This window comes from Cysteiniphilum sp. 19S12-1, assembly GCF_052030685.1.
GTDB lineage: Bacteria > Pseudomonadota > Gammaproteobacteria > Francisellales > Francisellaceae > Caedibacter.
In genome coordinates this window covers 68635-89975 of sequence record NZ_JBQAJM010000005.1, presented here as the reverse complement: position 1 = coordinate 89975, position 21341 = coordinate 68635, and the positions used below count along the sequence as shown (strand labels likewise).

At 38.3% G+C, this 21341-nt stretch carries 23 protein-coding genes; 16 read left to right on the top strand and 7 right to left on the bottom strand.

Annotated elements, in window-relative coordinates; genetic code table 11:
* The first annotated feature begins 37 nt into the window (after positions 1–37).
* From ACTS4L_RS02830 to ACTS4L_RS02800, 7 genes are all read left to right on the top strand, one after another.
* Complete coding sequence (locus ACTS4L_RS02830; RefSeq protein WP_440616109.1) at positions 38–679, top strand: AAA family ATPase; 642 nt, start codon at positions 38–40, stop codon at positions 677–679.
* Positions 676–1584, top strand: a complete 909-nt coding sequence (locus ACTS4L_RS02825) for a ParB/RepB/Spo0J family partition protein (protein ID WP_440616107.1) — start codon at positions 676–678, stop codon at positions 1582–1584. Before ACTS4L_RS02830 ends, ACTS4L_RS02825 begins: the two co-directional genes overlap by 4 nt.
* Before the next feature lie 25 nt (positions 1585–1609).
* Positions 1610–2329 (top strand): glutamine amidotransferase-related protein, encoded by a 720-nt coding sequence (locus tag ACTS4L_RS02820; protein ID WP_440616105.1) that lies wholly within the window; start codon positions 1610–1612, stop codon positions 2327–2329.
* Positions 2316–3197, top strand: a complete 882-nt coding sequence (locus ACTS4L_RS02815; protein WP_440616104.1) for an SGNH/GDSL hydrolase family protein — start codon at positions 2316–2318, stop codon at positions 3195–3197. Before ACTS4L_RS02820 ends, ACTS4L_RS02815 begins: the two co-directional genes overlap by 14 nt.
* Positions 3198–3235: 38 nt before the next feature.
* A complete protein-coding gene (locus ACTS4L_RS02810; protein WP_440616103.1) occupies positions 3236–4246 on the top strand; it encodes a glucokinase in 1011 nt (336 codons plus the stop codon).
* Between the two features lie 108 nt (positions 4247–4354).
* A complete protein-coding gene (locus tag ACTS4L_RS02805; protein ID WP_440616102.1) occupies positions 4355–5521 on the top strand; it encodes an acyl-CoA desaturase in 1167 nt (388 codons plus the stop codon).
* A 262-nt stretch (positions 5522–5783) separates the two neighbouring features.
* Positions 5784–6416 carry a hypothetical protein gene (locus ACTS4L_RS02800; protein WP_440616101.1) on the top strand — a complete coding sequence of 211 codons (633 nt, stop codon included), beginning with the start codon at positions 5784–5786 and terminating at the stop codon, positions 6414–6416.
* A gap of 79 nt (positions 6417–6495) precedes the next feature.
* On the opposite strand, the gene ACTS4L_RS02795 is transcribed toward ACTS4L_RS02800, so the two are convergent.
* Positions 6496–7686: a Bcr/CflA family efflux MFS transporter gene (locus ACTS4L_RS02795; protein ID WP_440616100.1), complete on the bottom strand. Its 1191-nt coding sequence runs from the start codon at positions 7684–7686 to the stop codon at positions 6496–6498.
* Positions 7687–7860: 174 nt separating this feature from the next.
* Between ACTS4L_RS02795 and ACTS4L_RS02790 the strand changes: the two genes are divergently transcribed.
* From ACTS4L_RS02790 to truA, 5 genes are all read left to right on the top strand, one after another.
* On the top strand, positions 7861–8637 hold the full coding sequence (locus ACTS4L_RS02790) for a type III pantothenate kinase (protein ID WP_440616098.1): 777 nt from the start codon (positions 7861–7863) through the stop codon (positions 8635–8637).
* 13 nt (positions 8638–8650) lie between these two features.
* Positions 8651–9226 (top strand): GTP cyclohydrolase I FolE, encoded by a 576-nt coding sequence (folE, locus tag ACTS4L_RS02785; protein WP_440616096.1) that lies wholly within the window; start codon positions 8651–8653, stop codon positions 9224–9226.
* Positions 9227–9347: 121 nt separating this feature from the next.
* Positions 9348–9896 carry a DUF4823 domain-containing protein gene (locus ACTS4L_RS02780; protein ID WP_440616095.1) on the top strand — a complete coding sequence of 183 codons (549 nt, stop codon included), beginning with the start codon at positions 9348–9350 and terminating at the stop codon, positions 9894–9896.
* A complete protein-coding gene (locus ACTS4L_RS02775; protein WP_440616093.1) occupies positions 9889–10419 on the top strand; it encodes a M15 family metallopeptidase in 531 nt (176 codons plus the stop codon). The genes ACTS4L_RS02780 and ACTS4L_RS02775 overlap by 8 nt, the downstream gene beginning before the upstream one ends.
* A gap of 52 nt (positions 10420–10471) precedes the next feature.
* On the top strand, positions 10472–11269 hold the full coding sequence (truA, locus tag ACTS4L_RS02770) for a tRNA pseudouridine(38-40) synthase TruA (protein ID WP_440616092.1): 798 nt from the start codon (positions 10472–10474) through the stop codon (positions 11267–11269).
* Here truA and coaE read toward each other — a convergent pair.
* Positions 11233–11838, bottom strand: a complete 606-nt coding sequence (gene coaE / locus ACTS4L_RS02765) for a dephospho-CoA kinase (RefSeq protein WP_440616091.1) — start codon at positions 11836–11838, stop codon at positions 11233–11235. The two genes, truA and coaE, sit on opposite strands and share 37 nt — an antisense overlap.
* 97 nt (positions 11839–11935) lie before the next feature.
* Here coaE and pyrB point away from each other — a divergent pair, with 97 nt between their 5' ends.
* Positions 11936–12871, top strand: coding sequence for an aspartate carbamoyltransferase (gene pyrB, locus ACTS4L_RS02760; protein ID WP_440616090.1), 936 nt, complete (start codon positions 11936–11938; stop codon positions 12869–12871).
* Between the two features lie 9 nt (positions 12872–12880).
* Positions 12881–13744, top strand: a complete 864-nt coding sequence (locus tag ACTS4L_RS02755) for a class I SAM-dependent methyltransferase (RefSeq protein ID WP_440616089.1) — start codon at positions 12881–12883, stop codon at positions 13742–13744.
* Positions 13745–13750: 6 nt separating this feature from the next.
* On the opposite strand, the gene ACTS4L_RS02750 is transcribed toward ACTS4L_RS02755, so the two are convergent.
* The 5 genes from ACTS4L_RS02750 to ACTS4L_RS02730 all read right to left on the bottom strand — a co-directional run bounded on the left by ACTS4L_RS02750 (position 13751) and on the right by ACTS4L_RS02730 (position 18900).
* Complete coding sequence (locus ACTS4L_RS02750) at positions 13751–14284, bottom strand: hypothetical protein (protein WP_440616088.1); 534 nt, start codon at positions 14282–14284, stop codon at positions 13751–13753.
* Positions 14285–14352: 68 nt separating this feature from the next.
* The gene (locus tag ACTS4L_RS02745) at positions 14353–14814 is read right to left on the bottom strand and encodes an excinuclease (protein ID WP_440616087.1); all 462 of its coding nucleotides are present in this window, start codon (positions 14812–14814) and stop codon (positions 14353–14355) included.
* A 150-nt stretch (positions 14815–14964) separates the two neighbouring features.
* Entirely contained in the window at positions 14965–16122 is a 1158-nt protein-coding gene (locus ACTS4L_RS02740) for an iron-containing alcohol dehydrogenase (protein ID WP_440651682.1), read from the bottom strand.
* A gap of 262 nt (positions 16123–16384) precedes the next feature.
* Positions 16385–18571, bottom strand: a complete 2187-nt coding sequence (locus ACTS4L_RS02735) for a heavy metal translocating P-type ATPase (protein ID WP_440616086.1) — start codon at positions 18569–18571, stop codon at positions 16385–16387.
* Between the two features lie 29 nt (positions 18572–18600).
* A complete protein-coding gene (locus ACTS4L_RS02730; RefSeq protein ID WP_440616084.1) occupies positions 18601–18900 on the bottom strand; it encodes an ArsR/SmtB family transcription factor in 300 nt (99 codons plus the stop codon).
* Between the two features lie 180 nt (positions 18901–19080).
* Here ACTS4L_RS02730 and ACTS4L_RS02725 point away from each other — a divergent pair, with 180 nt between their 5' ends.
* A complete protein-coding gene (locus tag ACTS4L_RS02725; protein WP_440616083.1) occupies positions 19081–20373 on the top strand; it encodes an MFS transporter in 1293 nt (430 codons plus the stop codon).
* 12 nt (positions 20374–20385) lie between these two features.
* Complete coding sequence (locus tag ACTS4L_RS02720) at positions 20386–21333, top strand: acetyl-CoA carboxylase carboxyltransferase subunit alpha (protein ID WP_440616081.1); 948 nt, start codon at positions 20386–20388, stop codon at positions 21331–21333.
* Positions 21334–21341 lie beyond the last annotated feature (8 nt).

Genomic DNA, 21341 nt, shown 5'->3' with positions numbered 1-21341 from the left:
TATATACTGACACAAGCATTAAACGTAACTTAATCAGTTGAAGATGAAGACAGCAAAAGTAATTGCCCTTTTACAGCAAAAAGGGGGCTCTGGTAAGACAACAACCGCAATGAATATTTATGGTGGACTTAAGGAATTAGGTCATTCTGTATTAGTTGTTGATATGGATAAAGACAAGCCAGATGCTTGGTCGTGGGCGGCTAAAAATGAAGATTCGGCTGATAATGTTATTCAAGTGGATGAAAAGCACGCCAGAGAGGCAATTGCAGAAGTCAAATCAAAGGTGGATTATATCGTTATTGATACACCACCGAATTTCCAAACAGCAGCATTAAAAGCCGCTTTATTGGCTGATTTAGTAATTATTCCAGCAGCCCCTAGTGGTATGGACTTATCTGGACTTCTGGAAGCAAAGGATTTAGCTTTAACTGCTGATCGTCCCTATAAGCTACTTGCTAATCGCGTTGTTAAAGGCTCGAATATGTCACGCAGTTTGCTTAATGTGCTTGCAGAAGAGGGCAAATCTTTTAGTACGTTTATTCCACAAAGTGTTAAGTTTGTTGAAGCTGAGGCCTCTGGTATGTATATCGGTGATTACGCGCCTGAGAGCAATGTACATGTTCAGGTCAGAAGATTAGCCAAGGAAATCGTGGCCTCATTCTTAAGGGTGACTGCATGAGTGCCAAAATATCCTTAGCCAATAGAAAAAGGGTGCATGAATTAGGCAGTGTTGATGGCAGTGCTGATAATAAAAAGGAAGCGCTACTGGCGCTTAAGCTTAAAACCTTAAATGAGCATGCAGCACAATCAGGTGGATTGCTTAATATCAATTTAAATGAATTAATGCCAGATCCCAATCAGCCGCGTAAAATCTTTAGAAATATTGACACTTTAGCGCAGAGTATCGCGCAAAAGGGTATTATCCAACCGATTATTGTAACACCTAAAAAAGATGATGGTTTTTATCATATCATTGCCGGTGAGCGTAGGTTTAGAGCGGCAAAAGAGCTCAAGCTTGAAAGTGTGCCATGCATTTTACGTGATGAAGCGGACAATGATATTTTAATTATCCAACTGCTTGAGAATGAGCAACGTGAAAAAGTTTCTCCCTTTGAAGAAGCGGACGCTTTGACTGAGCTGGTGATGAAGCGTAAAGTGAATAAAGCAGAAGTTGCTGAGTCTTTAGGGCGTGAACCAAGTTGGGTATCGATGCGCTTAAAACTTGCCAAATCGTCACAAGCAATTCGCCTGTTAAGTCAGGATGGTTTGATCGATGATGTCCGTACATTGTATGAATTGAAAAAGCTTGAAGATGAATTACCGCAAGTTGCCAATCAATTTGTGCAAAAAGTGCGAGAGAATAAAATTCATGGCGCTTATCGTCAAGCGATCAAGCGTGCTAAAGAAACATGGTATAAGAAACAAGAAAAGCTTGACAATAAAGAAAGCTCCATTCAGATTGAGGAAATCTTGAATTTAGATGATGGCTTAATTGGTTTTAAAGCAGATAAAGAACATGCCAGTAAACTCTATACGTTCAAGTTATCAAAAGCGGCTTTGATGCAGCTCAAAGAGATGATTTAACGAGTTGAGGTTCAAAGAGATCTTAATGAAAATAGCCTTACTGCAAGCGGATCATATTCCGGAATATCGCCACTGTGTTTCAGGGGGAAATTATCCTGATATGTTTGCCAATCTTTTTTTGAAAGTCTCAACCATTGTCGATATTGATGTTTTTGATGTGACCGTTGGTAAGTACCCAAAAGATATTAATCATTATGATAAGTTTATTATTACGGGTAGTAAAGCGACATCATTTGAACGCCTGCCATGGATTTGTGTGCTAGAGGATTATATAAAGCAGCTTTTTAGTTTACACAAAAAGATGATTGGTATTTGCTTTGGTCATCAAATCCTAGCACAGGCCTTAGGTGGACGCGTTGAGCGCTCTGTGAAAGGTTGGGGTATTGGTGTACAGTGTATTAAAATACTTGAAAGACAAACTTGGATGTGTCCATTTAATGATCATCTAAGCTTGGCTTTCTATCATCAAGATCAAGTGGTTGAGCTGCCAAAAAGTGCCACTTTAATTGCCACAAACACCTTTTGCCCTGTACAGATGTTTATCATTGATAATTTGGTATGGGGAATGCAAGCTCATCCTGAAATGTTGCGTGCGCATAATCATTTATTAATAAAAGAGCAAAAAGAAGCATTATCACATTGCTTTGAGTCAGGTATAGATAGCTTGAGAATGCGTGATCACGGTAGGGTAGTTGCGCAATGGATGGTTAATTTTTTTGAAGGAGCTGATGATGACTGTTGGTAGTATTGTAGTATTTGGCGATAGCCTACAAGATAATGGCAATATAATTAAAACACTGGAAATTCCGGGCGAGCCTTATGATCGTGGTCGCTTTAGTGATGGATTGGTCGCTTGTGAGTATCTTGGCAAGATGCTCAAAGAAAAGCAGCAAACAATAGCGGATATTAAATTAAATAACTATGCTATAGGTGGCGCATGCACCTCAGGTAAAAATCCAAAATCACTATTAACAGCGCATGCTTTTTCAGTGCAAAATCAGATTGATCGCTATGTTGCACAACAAGGGCGCTTTGCCGATGACGCACTTATTATGCTAAATGGTGGTGGCAATAACTTCTTATTTGCCGTGCATAATGAAAAGCCTTTTTTAAACCTGGCCGCAGTCTATCGCGTTGCCAGTGATTTACTTTCTAGCATTGATCGCGTTATTAAGCTAGGGGCTAAGAGGATTGTTGTTTGGAATGTGCCGGATGTGACGGTCGCACCCGCTTATGAGGTGACCCCTTTTCCAAAACCGATAGTTGTTTGGCTTAAGAAATACATCAAGCGCAATATTGTTAAGCAAAATAAGCAGCTTGAAAGCGGTGTCAATAAGCTTAAAGAAAAATACCCTTTCGTACAGATTTATTTATTTGATGCTTATACCTTATTGCACGAAGCGTTAGAAACACCAATGGCATTTGGTTTTGATAATGCAACTGAAGCCTGTATTAAAAGCTTTGGTGGTGTTGATGCTAATGGTGAAATCCAAACAGACATTTCCATTGAGCATGATCCACAAACACACTTGTTTTGGGACTATGTGCATCCAACAACAAAAGCACAAAAGATGCTTGCTGAAAAAATATTTGACTTACTACATCCGCTGTAGTGAATTATTAACCATATTAAATAACAAGGATAAACAAGATGATCGTATTAGCTGGTGATGTTGGTGGAACCAATACACGCTTGCAATTGACTGAGTGTAACAATAAAAAGTCAAAAGTATTATTTGCTAAAAAATATTTGGCGGTTGATTTTAAAAGTTTATCTGCCATTATTGAGAAGTTTCTTGCTGAATCTAAAGTTGATAAAGTGCTGATTAAAGCCGCTTGCATTGCAGTGGCAGGTCCTGTTAAAGATGGTGCGATTGAGTTTACCAACCTACCGTGGGGGCTCACGGAAACTGAATTAGCTGAAGTATTAACCCTAGATATTAGTAAGGTTAAATTGATCAATGATTTTGCCTCGATTGGCTATGGTCTAGATTCGCTAGAAACTAAAGATTTGATCTGTTTACAACAAGCACCAATTGATCAAAATGCACCTATTGCGATGGTTGGTGCTGGCACGGGCATTGGTATGGGAATCGTCACTAAACATGACAACAAGACTTTTGTTTACCCAAGTGAAGGAGGACATCAAGATTTTGCCCCTGTAGACGATGAACAAATTGGTTTGTTTCAATTTTTAAAGAAGAAACTTCATCGCGTCTCAATTGAGCGTATTTGCTGCGGCCCTGGTCTTGTTAACATCTATAAATATGTGGTTGCTAACCCTTTATACAATCAGCCGGAGTCACCTGAGTTAAGGCGTGATATGCACAAAGGTGGCGATCAAGCGCAATTAATCACGCAATATGCTGTTGAAAAGGGTGATCCGATGTCATTAAGGGCTGTGGATATCTTTATTCGGGTTTATGGTGCAGTTGCTGGGAATATGGCGCTTGCCACTTTGCCAAAACGTGGGCTTTATATTGTCGGTGGCATTGCGCCAAAGCTTATTACACAAATGCAAGATGGTCGCTTTATGAAAAACTTTCATGACAAAGGACGTATGACAGGCTTAATGAAAGAGATTCCGGTTTTTGTTGTGATGGATACTGATGTTGGTATTAAAGGGGCGAGCGCTTTTGCCTTATCGTTGTGCGAAAAATAATCCTAGTATTTTTAGATATTTGCGATAAGATGGGTAGTGAAGCTTTTTGATTATTTTTTTCTACGCTTTCACATTTTTTTTGCTGAATTAACTTAAAAAAGGAGATATATGCAAAACAATACAGAAAAACGACCACTAGACATTGTCAGTGTGTCGGTTTTAACATTAACACCGATTGCGGCATTAATATTCATTCCCTATTATGCCGTCACTTATGGCTTTTCGTTAGCTGATTGGCTTTGGTTTGCCTTTTTTATGATAGCAACCGGTTTGTCGATTACTGCAGGCTATCATCGCTTATGGTCGCATCGCGCTTATAAGGCAAAAGCACCCCTTAAGATCTTTTTTATGCTATTTGGTGCGGCAGCTTTACAAAACAGTATTATCAAATGGTCATCAGACCATCGTAAGCATCACCGCCATGTTGATGATAAAGAACTAGACCCTTATGCAGCAACGAAGGGCTTTTGGTATAGTCATTTCACTTGGATGTTAAGAGAATTACCAAAGAAAGTAGGCAAAATCGAAAACGTTAATGATCTTGAGAAAGATAAAATTGTTGCTTTCCAACATAAATATTATGTGCCATTAGCTATCTTTATGTGTGTATTGCTGCCAATGCTTATCGGTGCGACCTATGGTAGTATCGGAGGTTGTTTGTTGTTGGCGGGCTTACTGCGCTTAGTGCTTAATCATCATTTTACATTCTTTATTAATTCGTTGGCGCACGTTTGGGGTAAACAAAAATACTCAGATGAGAATACTGCGCGAGATAATCCTATTTTGTCATTAGTAACTTATGGCGAAGGCTATCATAACTATCATCACAAATACGCTGGTGACTATCGTAATGGTGTTAAATGGTATGACTTTGATCCTTCAAAATGGATTATTTTTAGCGCGTCAAAAATTGGCTGGGCATATGATCTAAAAACCACACCAAAACCCGTGATTGAAGCAGCTCGCGCGTCGATGCAATTAAAACAAGCACAAAACAAACTTAAAGATAAGCGTTATATTAAATTGGTTGTTGATTTTGAGCAGCGTCTAGAGACGCAATACAAGTTACTTTTTGATAGCATCAGAGATTGGGCAAAAGCCAAGCAAGCTTGTCTACAAGCAAAAAAGGATAAACTGTCTTCAACACAAATTATTCAACTTAAAGAGCGCTATAAGGAATTAAAGCGTCAATTCAAAACTGAACGCAAAGTATGGCGTGTGATGGCATATTCATCAGCTAAATTTGCTAAGTCACAAAATGGACGTGCTGCTTAGTAATGAATCAATAATAATTTGCGTCAACTAGTACCTCTCCCCTTGTGAGAGAGGTCGTGCAGCTTAAGCTGCACGGGTGAGGGGTGCAATTGAAGCTCAACTTATTTTTGCATTATTACTTAGAGTGAATTTCAAACTTTTATATCTAGTGCTTGTTTCCTTAAGTTTTTGTTAAGATTTCCCTTTTAATTTTGTTATGTTTTTGAGCATAATCAATCTTTTGATTGACGATTTAAATTAACTTAACACTTAAGGAATTAGCATGAAAAAATTATTATTATCTTTGGGTTTAATTGCCGTCTCTAGTGCCGCTTTTGCTGCCACCTATCAAGTTTACAATGAGCCAACTACTAATGCTAAAGTGGTGTCTGAGCTCACCGATCAGAATCAAAATCAATATATTCAATTCTTCCAAAAAGGTGATTGGATTAAAGTTGCCGATACAAAAACAGGACAAGTGGGCTGGGTGAATACGGCACAAGTTAAGCATGCGCAAATGCAAACACAATACCAACAAGCGGTCAATGCACTTAATATGCAGCAAAAACAGTTAAATGCTGAACGTCAAGCATTTGAGCAAAGATATCAACAAGCAGCACATAAGCTTCAACAGCAAATGCAGCAGCTGAAGCAGCAAATGGGTCAAGCACAGTCACAAAATGTACCAACGCAAGCAGCAGCTCAGCCTGCACAAAAAACGGTAGTATCAAATGCCAGTCCGAATGCCAATGCTAATCAGATGCAGCGTTCATTTAATGCCGTAAGCATTCAAACCAATCAAGATGGCAAGACCGCTACAGTAACCAGAGAATGGTTGGGCAAAGATGGCAAAATGCAAAAAGAAGTCAAGCAAGTGCCAGTGAGTGAATTACAAAAGATGTCTTTAAATTTTTAATTTATAACTAATAAAAAATTACCCACCAACCGTATACATGCTCATTTTCTCAAAGGGGATGGGCTTGTTTTTTTTATATTTAACTTATTTTCACAATACGTGAGCGCTGACTCATCATCACGCTCACTAGTGCACATACAGATAATACCGATAAAATAATAGCTAAAGGTAACTGATTCTTTAAGGGAATAAAGGCAGCTAATGCCGTTAATAATCCAGCACCGAAGTTTTGTACACCACCCAAAACAGCTCCTGCTGTTCCGGCAATGCTTGGGAATTCTTCTAACGCTTTAGTGGTTGCAGTAGGAAAAATCAGACCGCATCCTAAGAAATACAAACAGCCTGGCAGAATAATACTTAAGCTTGTTACGCCAAATATATAATAGGATAAGCCAAGCGCTATACCGCTAATCAAAAGGGTAAAACAACCAATGAGTAATAAGTGATCAAGACTATAACGTCGTGCAAGGCGCGCTGAGAGGAAGCTTCCAAACATATAACAAGGCAAAGGGATAATAAACAACAAGCTAGCAACTGCCGGAGAAAGCTTTAAAACAGAGGTAAACAAAGCCCCTGAGCTAACTTCAAATACAGCAATGCCAGCATTGGCAACGATAAGCAAAATCAAATTAATCATGAAATTGCCATTGGATAGCACAGTTTTATACTTGGCTAGAAGATTACCTTTACTTGATTTTTGTGTATTGGTTTCAGGAAAAAAAAGCCATTGAATGACAAGAAGCAAAATACCGTAAATGGTTAGAAAAACAAAGATAGCGCGCCAACTGTGGAGATCAGTAAAAATCCCCCCTAGCAATGGGGCAAGTAATGGTGCAAAAATAAGTGCAATTGCCATAATGCTATTGGCGCTATGAAGTTTCGTCCCAGAATATAGATCACGCATTACAGTTCGCGCCATGACCCCAGCAACAGCAATACCGCTTCCTTGTAGGAAGCTTGCAATCAAAAGGGTTATAAAGTGCGTTGCAAAAACAGCTAAGATAGACCCCAGTGCAAAAAAGAAAACACCAAACAAAATCATTGGTTTGCGACCAAAGCGATCGGAATAAGGGCCATAAAAAAACTGCAATAAACCATAAGGAAATAGGTAACAAGCGATGACCGCTTGCATGCGCCCAACGCTAACGGAAAACTCATGTGCCATTTGCGTTAATGCAGGTACGTAAATGGTATTGGTCATTTGCCCTGCGGCAGTGAGCAAAATAATAAGCAACAAAATGCGATAAAAATGACGATCAAAATTAGCCATGTTTATACTTCAATAACTAGGGTTGAATAAACTTGCCGCCATCATAACGCAAACCATAAAAAATAATAGCCTCAGACACTGAAAAAACATGGATTAATGCTGTAAATGAATGAATGATGTGTATATACTGCGACTTAAACTAAGCAGAAATATTTAAAAGACAGAAAAAGATAAATGTTACTTACTTTAGATGTTGGCAACTCTCATATTCATGCGGGTGTTTTTGATGATGATGAATTGATATTACAGTTTCGTTATACTACGGCATCAGCACATGGTAGCTCAGATCAAATAGGTATTTTTCTAAGGCAAGCATTGAGTGAAAATAGTCTTGATCCAAATAAAATAAAGGGTGTTGCTATTGCCTCTGTGGTGCCGGCAATTAATTATTCACTGCGTTCTGCCATTTTAAAGTATTTTGATTTTGAACCATTTTTCTTGCAACCTGGTGTCAAAACAGGCTTAAAGATGCAAGTAGCGACACCCAAAGATGTTGGTGCTGATCGAATTGCAGGGTGCATTGCCGCTGTTGAGTTATTTGCCAACAAAGATATTTTGGTGATTGATTTGGGTACAGCGACAGTTTTTGATGTCGTGCGTAAAGATAAAGCCTATTTAAGTGGTGCTATTTTGCCAGGAGTACGTATTTCTCTAGAAGCGTTAAGTAGTAATGCTGCCCAGCTTTCGTCAGTGAGTATTGTCAAGCCAATGATGGCAATAGGTAAAGATACTGATACTAATCTGCAATCAGGTATTTACTATGGGCATTTGGGTGCATTAAAAGAGCTTAAATCAGCAATGATTCAGGAATTAAAAACAGACCTAAATGCGGTTATAACGATTGCAACCGGCGGTTTTTCACAATTATTTAATGTTCCAGGATTATTTGATGCCATTGTGCCAGACTTGGTATTGCAAGGCATTAAAATAGCATTTGATAAAAATAAATAATGAAGTACAAATCATGATAAAAAAACCAAACGCTAAACAAGCTGAAGAAGCAATAAAAACTTTATTAGAATACATCGGTGAAGACCCTAATCGTGAAGGGTTAATTGAAACACCAAAGCGTGTTATTAAGTCATATGCTGAGTTTTTCAAGGGGTACGAGGAAGAACCAGATGAAATCTTATCAAAGACATTTGAAGATGTTGAAGGCTATGATGAAATTGTACTTTTAAAAAATATGCGCTTAGAGTCCTACTGTGAGCATCATATGGTGCCAATTATCGGTAAAGCACATGTTGCTTATCTGCCTAACGGCAAAGTCGTAGGCATTAGCAAAATAGCGCGTGTGTTAGATGTGTTTGCCAAACGCTTACAAACACAAGAGCGTTTGACAATGCAAATTGCCTTGGCAATTGAAAAAGCATTAGCGCCCAAAGGTGTTGCAGTGATTATTGATTCAATGCATCAGTGCATGACAACACGCGGGGTACACAAGTCTGAAACCTCTACAGTCACAAGTTGTATGCGTGGAATTTTTAGAAAAGATGAGAAAAGTCGCAGTGAATTGATGTCACTGATTTCAGGGCTGTAAGAAAAGTTAAAAAAAAGCGCTGCGTTTACTTGGTCTAAGCATTATAGTCTGTATAATATTTGTATCGTAAGTTTTATTTTTAACAACAATGAAAAAGCTTTTTTTAGGTCTCTGCTTTTTAATGACAGGTTGTGCGAGCACGCATGAAATCGTTGCTAACTCGATGCAAAAGACAGTTGCAGCTCAAAGTAATGATATCCATTTTCGTGATGGGTTAGTAAAGTTACCTAAGGATGCTACGGCATATATGGCATATCCCAATAATGGTTATGATGATTTACGCAGTTATCCTGAAAGTGCCAAGGAAACACTGTTAATTTTGAATGATGCACTAAAAGATCACTTTAAAACCTTGACGCTTGCATCACATTTCCAATCGGCACAGTTTGAATACTTAGCCGCGCGGAATAAAAAATATGACTACTTTATTTTGCCTAGAATCAGTAAATGGACAGAAAGTTATACATTATTAACCGGTGTTGCCGATCAAGTTGAGTTAAGTATTAAAATATATGATCTAAGAACGAACCAACTCATTGATGAAGTGCATATTAACAGCACAAGCTCAAAAATGCCAGGCTTTGAGAAAACACCGCTTGAGTTATTGCATGAACCATTAACTGCAATTGCCGAGAATTTATTTATGCAAGGAAAGCCAGCTGATGCCTAGTAATAATCACAAACTTGATAGTGCTTATGCAATTTTGCCAATAGCATTTGCAGATAATACAAATCAACCATTTTTTAAAGAGTGTCCAGAGTCGAGACTCATTTGTGGCGGTAAAGATGTTTTTGATCGAGATTATTATATGCAGCATGAGGCATATCATGCATGGCAAAAAATGCAGCAAAGCGCTTTGCAAGAAGGTGTTAACTTGATGGTTGTTTCAGCATTTCGTAGTTACTTGTATCAAGCCAATATTATTTTAAATAAGTTAAATAAAGGCTTATTGCTAGAACATATTTTAAAAGTTTCTGCTTTGCCTGGGTTTAGTGAACATCATACGGGCTGCGCTTTGGATTTCACCTCAGATGAGGAGTGTGAAGTGCTAACAGAAAGTTTTGAGCAAACCAAAGCCTTTAAATGGCTGTCAATGCATGCCCATGAGTTTCAATTCACTTTAAGCTATCCACGAGACAATGTTTATGGGTTTATTTATGAACCTTGGCATTGGTGTTATAAAACATCTTAAGTTGTGCTATGATTCACGATCTTAGTGAATACCGATTTTAAACCATTAAAGTATGTTAAAACATTATGCGTTGATACTTGAATATGCAGGCACCAATTACTGTGGCTGGCAGCGCCAAAATCATAGCGATAGTGTACAAGCGCGCTTAGAAAAAGCATTATCCATTATTGCCAATGAACCGATTGAAGTGGTCTGCGCCGGTAGAACGGATACCGGTGTGCATGCTACAGCACAAGTGATAAATTTTTCTAGCTCAGCAATCAGGCAAGAAAAGGCATGGGTATTGGGTGTTAATGCGCATTTGCCTAATGATATTAATGTCTCTGCTGTCTATGAGGTTAATGCGGAGTTTAGTGCGCGCTTTAGTGCATTATATCGACGCTATCAATATGTGATTTATCAGAATAAAACTGCCAGTGCATTATGGCATGAGCGAGTAACTTGGATTAATCAGTCATTGGATATAAGCAAAATGAATACAGCTTGCGCGTATTTGCTTGGTGAGCAGGACTTCAGCTCCTTTCGTTCATCACAATGTCAATCAATTAGTGCCAAGCGTAATATCCATCATGCGCACTTTATTCAGCATGGACAGTTTATTATTTTTGATATTCAAGGAAATGCATTTTTGCATCATATGGTCAGAAATATTGTCGGATCAATGCTAGAGGTGGGTTTAGGCAAAAAATCACCCGATTGGATCAAAGAATTGACCAATGCAAAAGATCGCACGCAAGCAGGTATTACAGCACCTCCTCAAGGTTTGTACTTAATTGAAGTGGGTTATCCACGAGAATTAGATATTATTGCCTATCAAGAAGTGCCGTTTAAGAATGACAATATACTGTGATGAGTAGCATTAATCTGTGGTATAAGATCAGAAATATCACCATCGTTTTTAATTACAAAATCACTAAATGTGTGGCGTTCATCATCACTAATTTGGCTTTGAATCATTAATAAAGCTTGTGATTTTGTTTGGTTATCGCGTTTTATAATGCGATCAAGTTTGGTTTCCATACAGGCGCATATCGAGATGATTTTCTTAAGATAAGGATAGTTAGCAAGTGTTGCCGTTGTTAAAAGTGGGATATCGATGATCGTATAGATGGATTGGCTTTTTGAGAGTTTTAATTCGATCTGTTGGCGAATAATCGGATGCATAAGATTGTTTAACCAAGTGCGTGCTGATGTATCTTGACTGATAATGCTGCGTAAGACTTTTCTATCAATCATACCGTTAGTTATGACTGTATCGCCAAACTCATTAATAATCGCTTCAATGACTTCAGATAAGAGGATAACTTCTCTAGCAACTTGATCCGCACAGATAATATCAATGTTATGCAGCTCATGAAAAAGATTAGCAACTGTTGTTTTACCGCTACCAATACCGCCAGTCAATGCAACGGGAAACATGTTTTAATATACCTTGTTATTTTTTCTTGATAGGATAGCGCTGTTTACCTGATATGCATAGAGTAATTAAAGTAATTAACACCTTAAGGGACACAATATGCCTGAGACGATATTATCTACCGCCAAGAACACAACAAAGCACCTTGTCAGTATCAAAGATTTAAAACGTGATGATTTTGATCGACTGATGAAACTTGCGCATGATGCCGAGCACGGTAAACTCATAAATAGTTTGAGTGATAAGATTATTGCCAGCTGTTTTTTTGAAGCATCGACACGCACACGTTTATCCTTTGAAGCAGCGATTCATCGCTTAGGTGCTAAAGTCATTGGTTTTGCTGATGCGCATAATACCTCTTTTGGTCAGAAAGGCGAGAGCTTAAGCGATACCATCCAAATGCTTAATGGCTATGCGGATGCGATTGTTATGCGTCACTTTGAAGCAGGGAGTGCTGAAATTGCTGCAAATGTCTCGCATATTCCTGTGGTTAATGCTGGTGATGGTGCTAATGAACATCCTTCGCAAACCTTGCTTGATCTCTTTACGATAGAACAAAAGTTTGGAAAGATTGATGGTGTTAAAATCGCGATGATTGGGGATTTGCGTTATGGTCGCACCGTGCATTCATTAAGCTATGCGTTATTGAATTATCGAGATATTACTATTTATTATGTGGCACCTCAGGCATTACAAATCCCGGAAGAAATTTTAACTCAACTTAAAAAGAAAAACATAACGGTGCATTGTGTTGAAAGCTTAGCTGATGTCATTGGTGTGGTTGATGTATTATATATGACGCGTTTGCAAAAAGAGCGTTTTTCCGAAGAAGATGGGCATACGATGGATTATGTGCTTACGGCGGATATGTTAATCAATGGTGCGCATGATGATTTAATTGTTATGCACCCACTACCACGTGTGCAAGAGATTTGCAATTCGGTTGATAGCACTCAATACGCGTGGTATTTCCAGCAGGCTAAAAATGGCGTATTTATGCGTCAAGCGATCCTTTATAATTTGTTAAAGGTATGATTTTCAATCATGCAGCAAGTTGATAATAAGACTTCCCAAGATCCTAAAATCCAAAATTGGGATGAATTGGATTTACCTAAAAGCTGGGTTGATGAGTTAAATTTTAAATCACCTGTTGCATGGGCTAAGCTAATAAAAGCTATTTTTTATCCAAAGCATAAAACGGTATGTGTAGATGAGGAATTATTGCAGGCAATGCCTATTCCTAAGTATGTTTTACAGGAGTTTCATAATATTCCTTGTGGAAACTATTCAAAGCTATTAACTCGTGGTTATATCAAAGGCTTTGATATTGCGATGCTTAATCAAGTTGATTCCATACGCAAAAAAATATCACAGTATCTTAAAGATTGTCATGCAGTTTTGGATATCGGTTGTGGTGGTGGAAAAACTGCCAATGTAATTTATCAAGAAGGCGCTTACGATACTTGGGGGATTGATCCTAGTCCCTATTTACTAAAGCATGCTGCTTTAGACTACCCACATATAAAATTTATTCAAGGTGTTGCTGAGGCATTGCCATTTGCTGATGAGCGCTTTGATGGATTAAGTGCATGCTATGTGTTACATGAAATTCCACCAAAATACATCAAACAACTCATCGCGGAAGCTTCACGTGTGCTTAAAAAGGGTGGGTTATTTGTCATTGCTGAACCATCACCAGTGCAGTATCAAGATAAAATATGGCAATTATGTAAAAGCCATGGGGTAACAGGTGTTTATTTCAAAATATTAGCACGCAAATTAAATGAACCCTTTGTTAAAGCATTTCATCAGTTGGATTTACATGAATTATTTATTGAAGCAGGATTTGATGTATTAGAGGATCAAAAAGAGATGCCACATCGGTTTATTTGTGTCAGAAAGCGCTAAAGATTGCTATTTTTTACTGCTTGATTTTGAAGCTAATAAATTTAAAGCATTTGCAACATCAAATGCCTGAATCTTATCGTAGATATAGATCTTATACAGCGCACGATTTGATGTGTTAATAATGTTGATAATGAAATAACTATTTTTCTTGTAAAGTTTAACTTTAGAGATTGAAGTATAGTAAATACGTTTATGTTTCTCATATGTCAATGAAGATGATGAACTGCTTCCTCCAGCTATGACAGTAGTGGAGTTTAATATTGGAGTTGCGGAGCTATAACCTCTTCCACTGGAGGCGGTCGCTAAACCATAAGATAGTAATATGTAATCATCGTTAAAATAGACTGCTGCAGGTTTAAATTTTTCAGGTTGCTCCATAATAGCTTGTTCAATTATTGATTGGGCTTTGGATATGTTCTCAATAGACTTATCAGGGTAGGAGATCAGCTTTGCGCAACTTGATAAAGTTAAGATTAATAATATTGCAATGATAAGCTTATAATAACGACGAGCTCTAACTGGTTTGTTTGATGTGTTCATTGATTAATCCTTAATCTTATTAATATGCTGTTGAGTATAGCTAAAGAAATGGTATTAATCTAAAGCTGTTAAACTCTTGACGCTATTACATTACCTTTTAATGCCACGCCTGACATCCATAAACCATTTTCACACACATAAGTATCTGTGCTTGATGTCGTGTTATTTTTCCAATTCGATTGAATATTAGCAACGCCATTGCCACCCATTTCTTTGGCTTGGTTTTCTAAGCTTAGCAGTGCTGAATAGAATACCCAGTTACAAGAAGCGACAGGATCTTTAGCAAAAGCATTAGAACGACGGCTTGTTGTAATCTCACCTAAGTCTTTAGCGCCTGCGGGAGCTGAGTTTTTGCCGAAGTAAAATTTAAAATCACTTGTTTGCGTTTTTACCTTTGTAGGCATTGAGCTCATCGCTTGATTGATGTTGTAATTGCCTAATCCAGTATTTGATGAGCAAGCGCTTATTGCCAAAGCTGTTGTTGCAACAAATATTGGCAAGGTTATGTTGATGAGTTTAGATTTTTTCATTTTTTGATAAATAAGTATGATATTAGTGGGTGAATTTTATCAGGATGTCTTAATAAGTGAAAGAGAATAAATTCAATTACCCCTCACCCGTAGAGCCTATGCTGCACGAGCGGCCCCGCAAGGGGAGAGGTGAAGGTTTGTCACTATTATTTAGTAACTCATTTGCAAAATTTTTAAACTGTCCTCAGGGGTGATGTCAGCATGCTCTCCCAATGCAATAAGACCATTATCTTTCAGGTTATTAATAATGTCGTCAAATTTATCCTGAGCTAATTGATAAGCACTAATTTTGGTTGGGTTGCCCATTTGCTCAAAAAAGGCGCGTGTTTTCTCAATAGCGATTTGCACTTTTGTTTCATCATCAAGCGCTTTATCAACCTGCCATACACGTTCAGCGTATTGAATTAATTTGGCTTGTTTTTTATCCTTCTTATACTCCATGATGCTTGGTAGAATAATCGCAAGGGTTTGCGCATGATCCAAGCCGTAAAAGGCTGTTAATTCATGCCCAATCATATGTGTTGCCCAATCGGTTTTTACACCCTGAGCGATGAGCGTGTTCAGTGCTAAAGTAGCTGCCCACATAATGTTAGCACGCACATCATAGTCATTAGGTTGAGTCAGTACTTTTTCACCTTCTTCAATTAACGTGCTGAGAATGCCTTCAGCAAAACGATCTTGTAATTGAGCATTTTGCGGATAAGTTAAATATTGCTCCATCACATGGACAAAGGCATCAACAACACCGTTGGCAACTTGTCTTGCCGGCAGGGTGTAAGTTGTCTCGGGATCAAGAATTGAAAAAACAGGGAATACTTTTTCATGCATAAAGGCAAGTTTTTTATTCAACGCTCGGCGCGAGATAACTGATCCTGAGTTCATTTCAGAACCTGTCGCAGGCAGTGTTAACACACAGCCAAAAGGTACAGCCTCAGTAATATCAGCATGTTTAGCTAAAATATCCCATGGATCACCTTTGAATTTAGCAGCTGCAACTATAAATTTAGTAGCGTCAATAACCGAACCGCCACCAACAGCTAATACAAAATCAATATTATTTTGTTTGATGAGTTCAACTGCTTTAAGGCAGGTTTCATATTCAGGGTTTGGTTCAATACCTGAGAATTCAGTTACTTGATGGTCAGCTAACGCTTTTTTTACTTGGTCATAAACACCATTTTGTTTAATGCTGCCACCACCGTAGATTAATAGTACTTTTTGATCTTTGGCAATGGCATGACTTAATTGTGCAATTTGCCCTTGACCGAAGTAAATACGAGTTGGGTTGTAATAGATAAAGTTTTCCATAAGATGCTCCATTTTAGATTTATGCCATCATCGATTCGGTGGCATTAACGGAGTCAAAGTGTAGCATATCCCCTCATGGCTTTATAGCGATTTGCGCTTATTTATGAGGTATTTCATTGCTAATACCATAAGGCATTCCGCGATAAACAACGCCAAACTCACTGTTTAGATTATGGTGTAAAATGACAATTGGCGTAAGGATTCAAGCGCATAAAAAACCGATGAAGTCAAAAGAAACCGACGTTTCAGTTTTGTTACAAAATCAATTCTGACTTTTGCTTTTTAATAAACGCAAACTGTTAAAGACTACGAGTAAAGATGCCCCCATATCAGCACCAATAGCCATCCAGATATTAGCAAGTTCAAGAAGTGCTAGTGCCATAAAGATGACTTTAAGTCCCAAAGCAAAGGTGATGTTTTGCTGAATAATGGTTTTAACACGTTTGGCATGTTTGATTAACCATGGCAATTTAGCTAAATCATCGGACATCAATGCAATATCAGCTGTTTCAATCGCAACGTCACTGCCGGCATCCCCCATAGCAAGACTTAAGTCAGCCGTTGCCAAAGCAGGGGCATCATTAATACCATCACCAACCATTGCAACTGTTTGATATTGTGCTTGTAGCGCTTTGATTTTGGCTACTTTATCTTCGGGTAAAAGCTCAGAGTAAACCTCATCAAGTCCGGCTTGCTCTGCAATAAACTGTGCAGCTCCCTTATTGTCACCGGTTAATAGCGCGGTTTTAATACCAAGAGCATTGAGTTTAGTTAGGGTTTCTTTTGCATTATCTTTGATGCTGTCAGCAACGGCAAAAAGCCCTAGAATATGATTGCTGTTAGCGAAGATTAATAATGAATGTCCTGTTTTCTCTAATGCAAGAATTTGGTCATGAAAAGCGCTTAGGCTTGTTGTGATTTCTGTTTTTTCATGTAGATATTTATGGCTTCCTATCCAGTAATTGTGATCATTAATTTGTCCGGTAATCGCTTTACCTTTAATAATTTGAATATTAGAAGCATTAAAGGTTTTTTCTAATTTAAGCGCCGCCATTTTATTAAAGATAGCATGTGCTAAGGGGTGATTATTGCCTTCTTCAAGTGCAGCAGCAAGTTGTAGTAATTCATTATCACTATACTCTTTTGAGATATTAATAATTGACTGAATAACCGGTTTTCCTTGGGTAATCGTCCCTGTCTTGTCAAAAGCAATCGCTTTAAGCTTTGCGGGTAACTCAAGAAAACTGCCCCCTTTGATTAAAATACCAAGGTTAGCAGCGGCACTTAAGCCTGAAACAATACTCACAGGTGTCGAAATAACTAAAGCGCAAGGACAGGCGATGACGAGAATAACTAGGGCTTCATAAATCCAGTTGTACCAACTGCCACCAAATAATAATGGTGGGGTAATCGCGACTAGCAGGGCAAATAGCATCATCAAAGGAGTGTAGTATTTGGCAAATTGCTCAACCCACATCTCGGATTTTGCCTTATTCGCTTGCGCTAATTCCACTTGACGGATAATGTTTGACAGCGTTGATTCAGTGGCAAGTTTTGTAACTTGGACGTATAAGAGACCATCTTCATTTAAACTGCCGGCAAAGACAGGATCACCTGATTTTTTTTCAACAGGTAATGACTCTCCAGTGATTGGTGCTTGATTAATAAAGCTCTCACCTTCTTTAACAACACCATCCAAAGGAACACGTTCACCGGGTTTAATGACGATTGTTGCACCAATGTTAACTTCTTCAACCTTCTTAACATCGATATTTTTATGGTGTGAGCAATAAACATTAGCAGTTTCAGGCGCTATTTCTAGTAATGATTGAATCGCTTTTCGAGCCTTACCAACACTCCAAGATTCTAATAGTGAAGCGATCGAGAATAAAAAGACAATCATGCCAGCTTCTAGCCATTGTCCTAAACATACCGCACCAATAACAGCAATGGTCATTAAAAGATTAATATCAGGTCGCATACGTTTTAACGCTGCCCATGCTTTAGGATAAATAAAAAAGCCACCAACGATTAACGCCAAAACATAAAAAACAATCGAGCTAACAGGTTGAGCAGTTGCTGCACCATGCTCACCAATAAGGGCATCTAAAAATCCATGATAGCTGCCATGGATGGCAAAACCTATGATTAAAAACAGTGCACAAATCGGTGTTAATAGGCTGCGCATGTGCTTTTGCCAAAAGCTTTCGCTATTGGTTTGTTGTTTGATTTCATATTGTTGCCAACTGATAAATTGGTAGCCTGTCGCTTTGAGCCTTTTTTCAATTTCAGCTTGTGTAAATTGTTGTGTTTGATTGTGGATCATAAGCTTGCCTTTCAATAGGTTAAACTGTAAAAGGCTTTCATCTTTGACATAAGGCAGAAGCTCTCGTTTTACTACAGAAACTTCATCTAAACAGTCCATGCCATAAATTTTATATTCAAACATTTTGCTTCACCTTTTTCCCCTTTGTTTGATTAATGGGTTTCATCCGACCAGTGTTTATACATATCTTGTAAAATACAATACACATGCTCGTCGTATAAGGAATAGAGTACTTGTTTACCCTGACGCTCACCTTTAATCAGACGTTGTTGTTTCATTAGCTTTAAATGATGACTAACCAGAGGCTGAGAGACTCTAAGTTTTTCGACAAAGTGATTAACCGGCGTTGCCTCTTTTGCGCATAAGAATAAAATGCGCATACGATTGGCATCACCCATGATCTGACACACATCAGCAATTCTCGTCAAAATAAGTTCATCTACATCACTCATCATAAATCCATAAATTTTTATATAAAAAATAATTTATACAATTTAGATGAAAAGGTCAGTGATGTAAAGCAGTTAATATCACATTCGTGTTGATGCCAGTAATTAAAAATTTACTGTAAAAAAATTATTTTTTTGTTATATTTGTCGCCCTTGAAAATACAGTTCACAATTCGGAGTGTTATGACTTCCACCTCGTATCAGGAAAAACTAGCTCAAATGCCATTGGCAAAATCTTGGGCAGTGGTAATTTTAATTTCATTTTTCTTTTTCTTTGAATTTGGCTTAGGTAATGCTTTTAATACATTAACACCTGCTATTTTAAACGCTTATCCAGATTTGACCCCAGTAAGTGTGAGTTTTATTGCCAGTTTATATTTTTATACGAATATCGCGTGTTTAATTCCTGCAGCATATATTCTAGATAGATTCTCACCGCGTTTAGCTATATCAATCGCTTTACTCGTCTGTGCATTGAGTATTTTTGCAATGACATTGACAACAAGTATATATGTGATGGGTATTTCTCGCCTATTTATGGGTATGGGCGCGAGTTTTAGTCTTGTCGGTTGTATTCGCATCGCAACAAACTGGTTCCCAGCAAATCGCTTAGGTTTTGTCATTGGTATTATTATTGCGATTGGTATGCTAGGTGGTTATGCAGCACAAGCGCCTGTTGGCTATTTGCTTGACGCTTTTGGTTTAGCCCAGACCTTACGCATAATTAGCTTGTTTGGTTTAGTGTTAGCAATCCTTATTTTTATTGTTGTGCGTAATGCCCCAAAAGAATTAGTAGCAGCGCGTACAATGCAAACTAAAGCTTTGCGATCTGAGTCTATCTTAGCAACCTTAAAGCTTGTGTTATCCAAGCCACAAAACTGGTACGCTGGTCTTTATGTCGGCTTGATCAATATTGGCACATGGATGTTGGGTGGCATGTGGTCAAATGAATATTTGATGAAAACGCATGATGTTAGCATGCTAGAAGCGCGTTCGATTACGGGGTATATATTTTTAGGTATGATCTTTGCTTATCCGTTTTGGGGTTGGTTGACTGAACGTATGCGTCGCCGTAAACAGCCACTGATTCTTGGCGGTGTAACATCAGTGATCATCATTGCCATTATTATGTTTTGCACAGTGAGTGTTGCACAATTATCAGTATTATTTTTCTTACTAGGGTTTGTTACGAGTGCGCAAACCGTTGCTTATCCATTTGTTGGTGAAACCAACCCGATGAAAAATAATGCCATTGCAACAAGTATTGTGTCGATGAATTCATTATTATGGGGTGGCGTAATCGCTATGCCATTATTTGGCGTGATGACAACATGGTTTAATCACAGTAAAGGTTTGGATGATATGGCAGCCCCTGGGCTTAATTTTGGTATGGGGATTTTGCTAATTGGCTTTATCATTAGTATTATATTTGCTTTATTCATTAAAGAGACGTATTGTAAGCGTCAAGTGGACTAAGTAAGGGAAAATATGCAATTTCTTGAATTTGAAAAACCAATTGCTGAATTAGAAGCAAAGATTGAAGCGTTGGCTAAATCCAATGCACATAGTGAAGATGTTCAACAGGAAATCGAGAAATTACAAGGTAAAACGACCGATTTAATGAAGAAGATTTATAATTCATTAAGCGATTGGCAGATAATTCAATTGGCGCGTCATCCTGAGCGCCCATATTTTTTAGATTTGCTTAATAAAGTTTTTACTGATTTCCAAGAGCTGCACGGTGATCGCGCTTTTGCAGATGATAAAGCAGTTGTTGGCGGGTTAGCCAAATTGGGCGATCAAGCAGTGATGGTGATTGGTCAGGAAAAGGGGCGCAAAACAAAAGATAAACTGCGTCATAATTTTGGCATGATGCATCCAGAAGGTTATCGTAAAGCACTCCGCTTAATGAAATTGGCTGAAAAGTTTAATGTGCCTGTGATTACATTTATTGATACACCAGGTGCTTATCCCGGTGTTAAAGCCGAAGAACGCGGGCAAAGTGAGGCGATTGCGCGCAATTTGCTTGAAATGTCTAAGCTTAATGTGCCAATTATTTGCATGGTGATTGGTGAAGGTTGCTCAGGAGGAGCGTTGGGTATTGGTGTGGGTGACAAGCTGGTGATGCTCGAGTACAGCTATTTTGCCACAATTTCACCAGAAGGGTGTGCTTCAATTTTATGGAAAACAGCCGAAAAAGCCGCCGATGCCGCTGAGATTATGGGTATTACTGCTAAGCGTTTAAAAGAGCATAACATTGTTGATGAGGTCATCAAAGAGCCTTTGGGTGGTGCGCATCGCAATATTACTGAAGCCGCAAAGGAAATCAAGCTGACTTTAGAGCGTTTGTTAGGTGATTTAAGTGCACTATCTAATGATGATCGCTTGGCAAAACGCTATGACAAATTAATGTCTTTTGGTGCATTTGAGGGGTAATTATTTTA

Bases quoted from the DNA above. Each gene is read 5' to 3' on its own strand.
- ACTS4L_RS02825 (WP_440616107.1), top strand. From the start codon at position 676: ATGAGTGCCAAAATATCCTTAGCCAATAGAAAAAGGGTGCATGAATTA.
- ACTS4L_RS02820 (WP_440616105.1), top strand. From the start codon at position 1,610: ATGAAAATAGCCTTACTGCAAGCGGATCATATTCCGGAATATCGCCAC.
- ACTS4L_RS02815 (WP_440616104.1), top strand. From the start codon at position 2,316: ATGACTGTTGGTAGTATTGTAGTATTTGGCGATAGCCTACAAGATAAT.
- ACTS4L_RS02810 (WP_440616103.1), top strand. From the start codon at position 3,236: ATGATCGTATTAGCTGGTGATGTTGGTGGAACCAATACACGCTTGCAA.
- ACTS4L_RS02805 (WP_440616102.1), top strand. From the start codon at position 4,355: ATGCAAAACAATACAGAAAAACGACCACTAGACATTGTCAGTGTGTCG.
- ACTS4L_RS02800 (WP_440616101.1), top strand. From the start codon at position 5,784: ATGAAAAAATTATTATTATCTTTGGGTTTAATTGCCGTCTCTAGTGCC.
- ACTS4L_RS02795 (WP_440616100.1), bottom strand. From the start codon at position 7,686: ATGGCTAATTTTGATCGTCATTTTTATCGCATTTTGTTGCTTATTATT.
- ACTS4L_RS02790 (WP_440616098.1), top strand. From the start codon at position 7,861: ATGTTACTTACTTTAGATGTTGGCAACTCTCATATTCATGCGGGTGTT.
- folE (WP_440616096.1), top strand. From the start codon at position 8,651: ATGATAAAAAAACCAAACGCTAAACAAGCTGAAGAAGCAATAAAAACT.
- ACTS4L_RS02780 (WP_440616095.1), top strand. From the start codon at position 9,348: ATGACAGGTTGTGCGAGCACGCATGAAATCGTTGCTAACTCGATGCAA.
- ACTS4L_RS02775 (WP_440616093.1), top strand. From the start codon at position 9,889: ATGCCTAGTAATAATCACAAACTTGATAGTGCTTATGCAATTTTGCCA.
- truA (WP_440616092.1), top strand. From the start codon at position 10,472: ATGTTAAAACATTATGCGTTGATACTTGAATATGCAGGCACCAATTAC.
- coaE (WP_440616091.1), bottom strand. From the start codon at position 11,838: ATGTTTCCCGTTGCATTGACTGGCGGTATTGGTAGCGGTAAAACAACA.
- pyrB (WP_440616090.1), top strand. From the start codon at position 11,936: ATGCCTGAGACGATATTATCTACCGCCAAGAACACAACAAAGCACCTT.
- ACTS4L_RS02755 (WP_440616089.1), top strand. From the start codon at position 12,881: ATGCAGCAAGTTGATAATAAGACTTCCCAAGATCCTAAAATCCAAAAT.
- ACTS4L_RS02750 (WP_440616088.1), bottom strand. From the start codon at position 14,284: ATGAACACATCAAACAAACCAGTTAGAGCTCGTCGTTATTATAAGCTT.
- ACTS4L_RS02745 (WP_440616087.1), bottom strand. From the start codon at position 14,814: ATGAAAAAATCTAAACTCATCAACATAACCTTGCCAATATTTGTTGCA.
- ACTS4L_RS02740 (WP_440651682.1), bottom strand. From the start codon at position 16,122: ATGGAAAACTTTATCTATTACAACCCAACTCGTATTTACTTCGGTCAA.
- ACTS4L_RS02735 (WP_440616086.1), bottom strand. From the start codon at position 18,571: ATGTTTGAATATAAAATTTATGGCATGGACTGTTTAGATGAAGTTTCT.
- ACTS4L_RS02730 (WP_440616084.1), bottom strand. From the start codon at position 18,900: ATGAGTGATGTAGATGAACTTATTTTGACGAGAATTGCTGATGTGTGT.
- ACTS4L_RS02725 (WP_440616083.1), top strand. From the start codon at position 19,081: ATGACTTCCACCTCGTATCAGGAAAAACTAGCTCAAATGCCATTGGCA.
- ACTS4L_RS02720 (WP_440616081.1), top strand. From the start codon at position 20,386: ATGCAATTTCTTGAATTTGAAAAACCAATTGCTGAATTAGAAGCAAAG.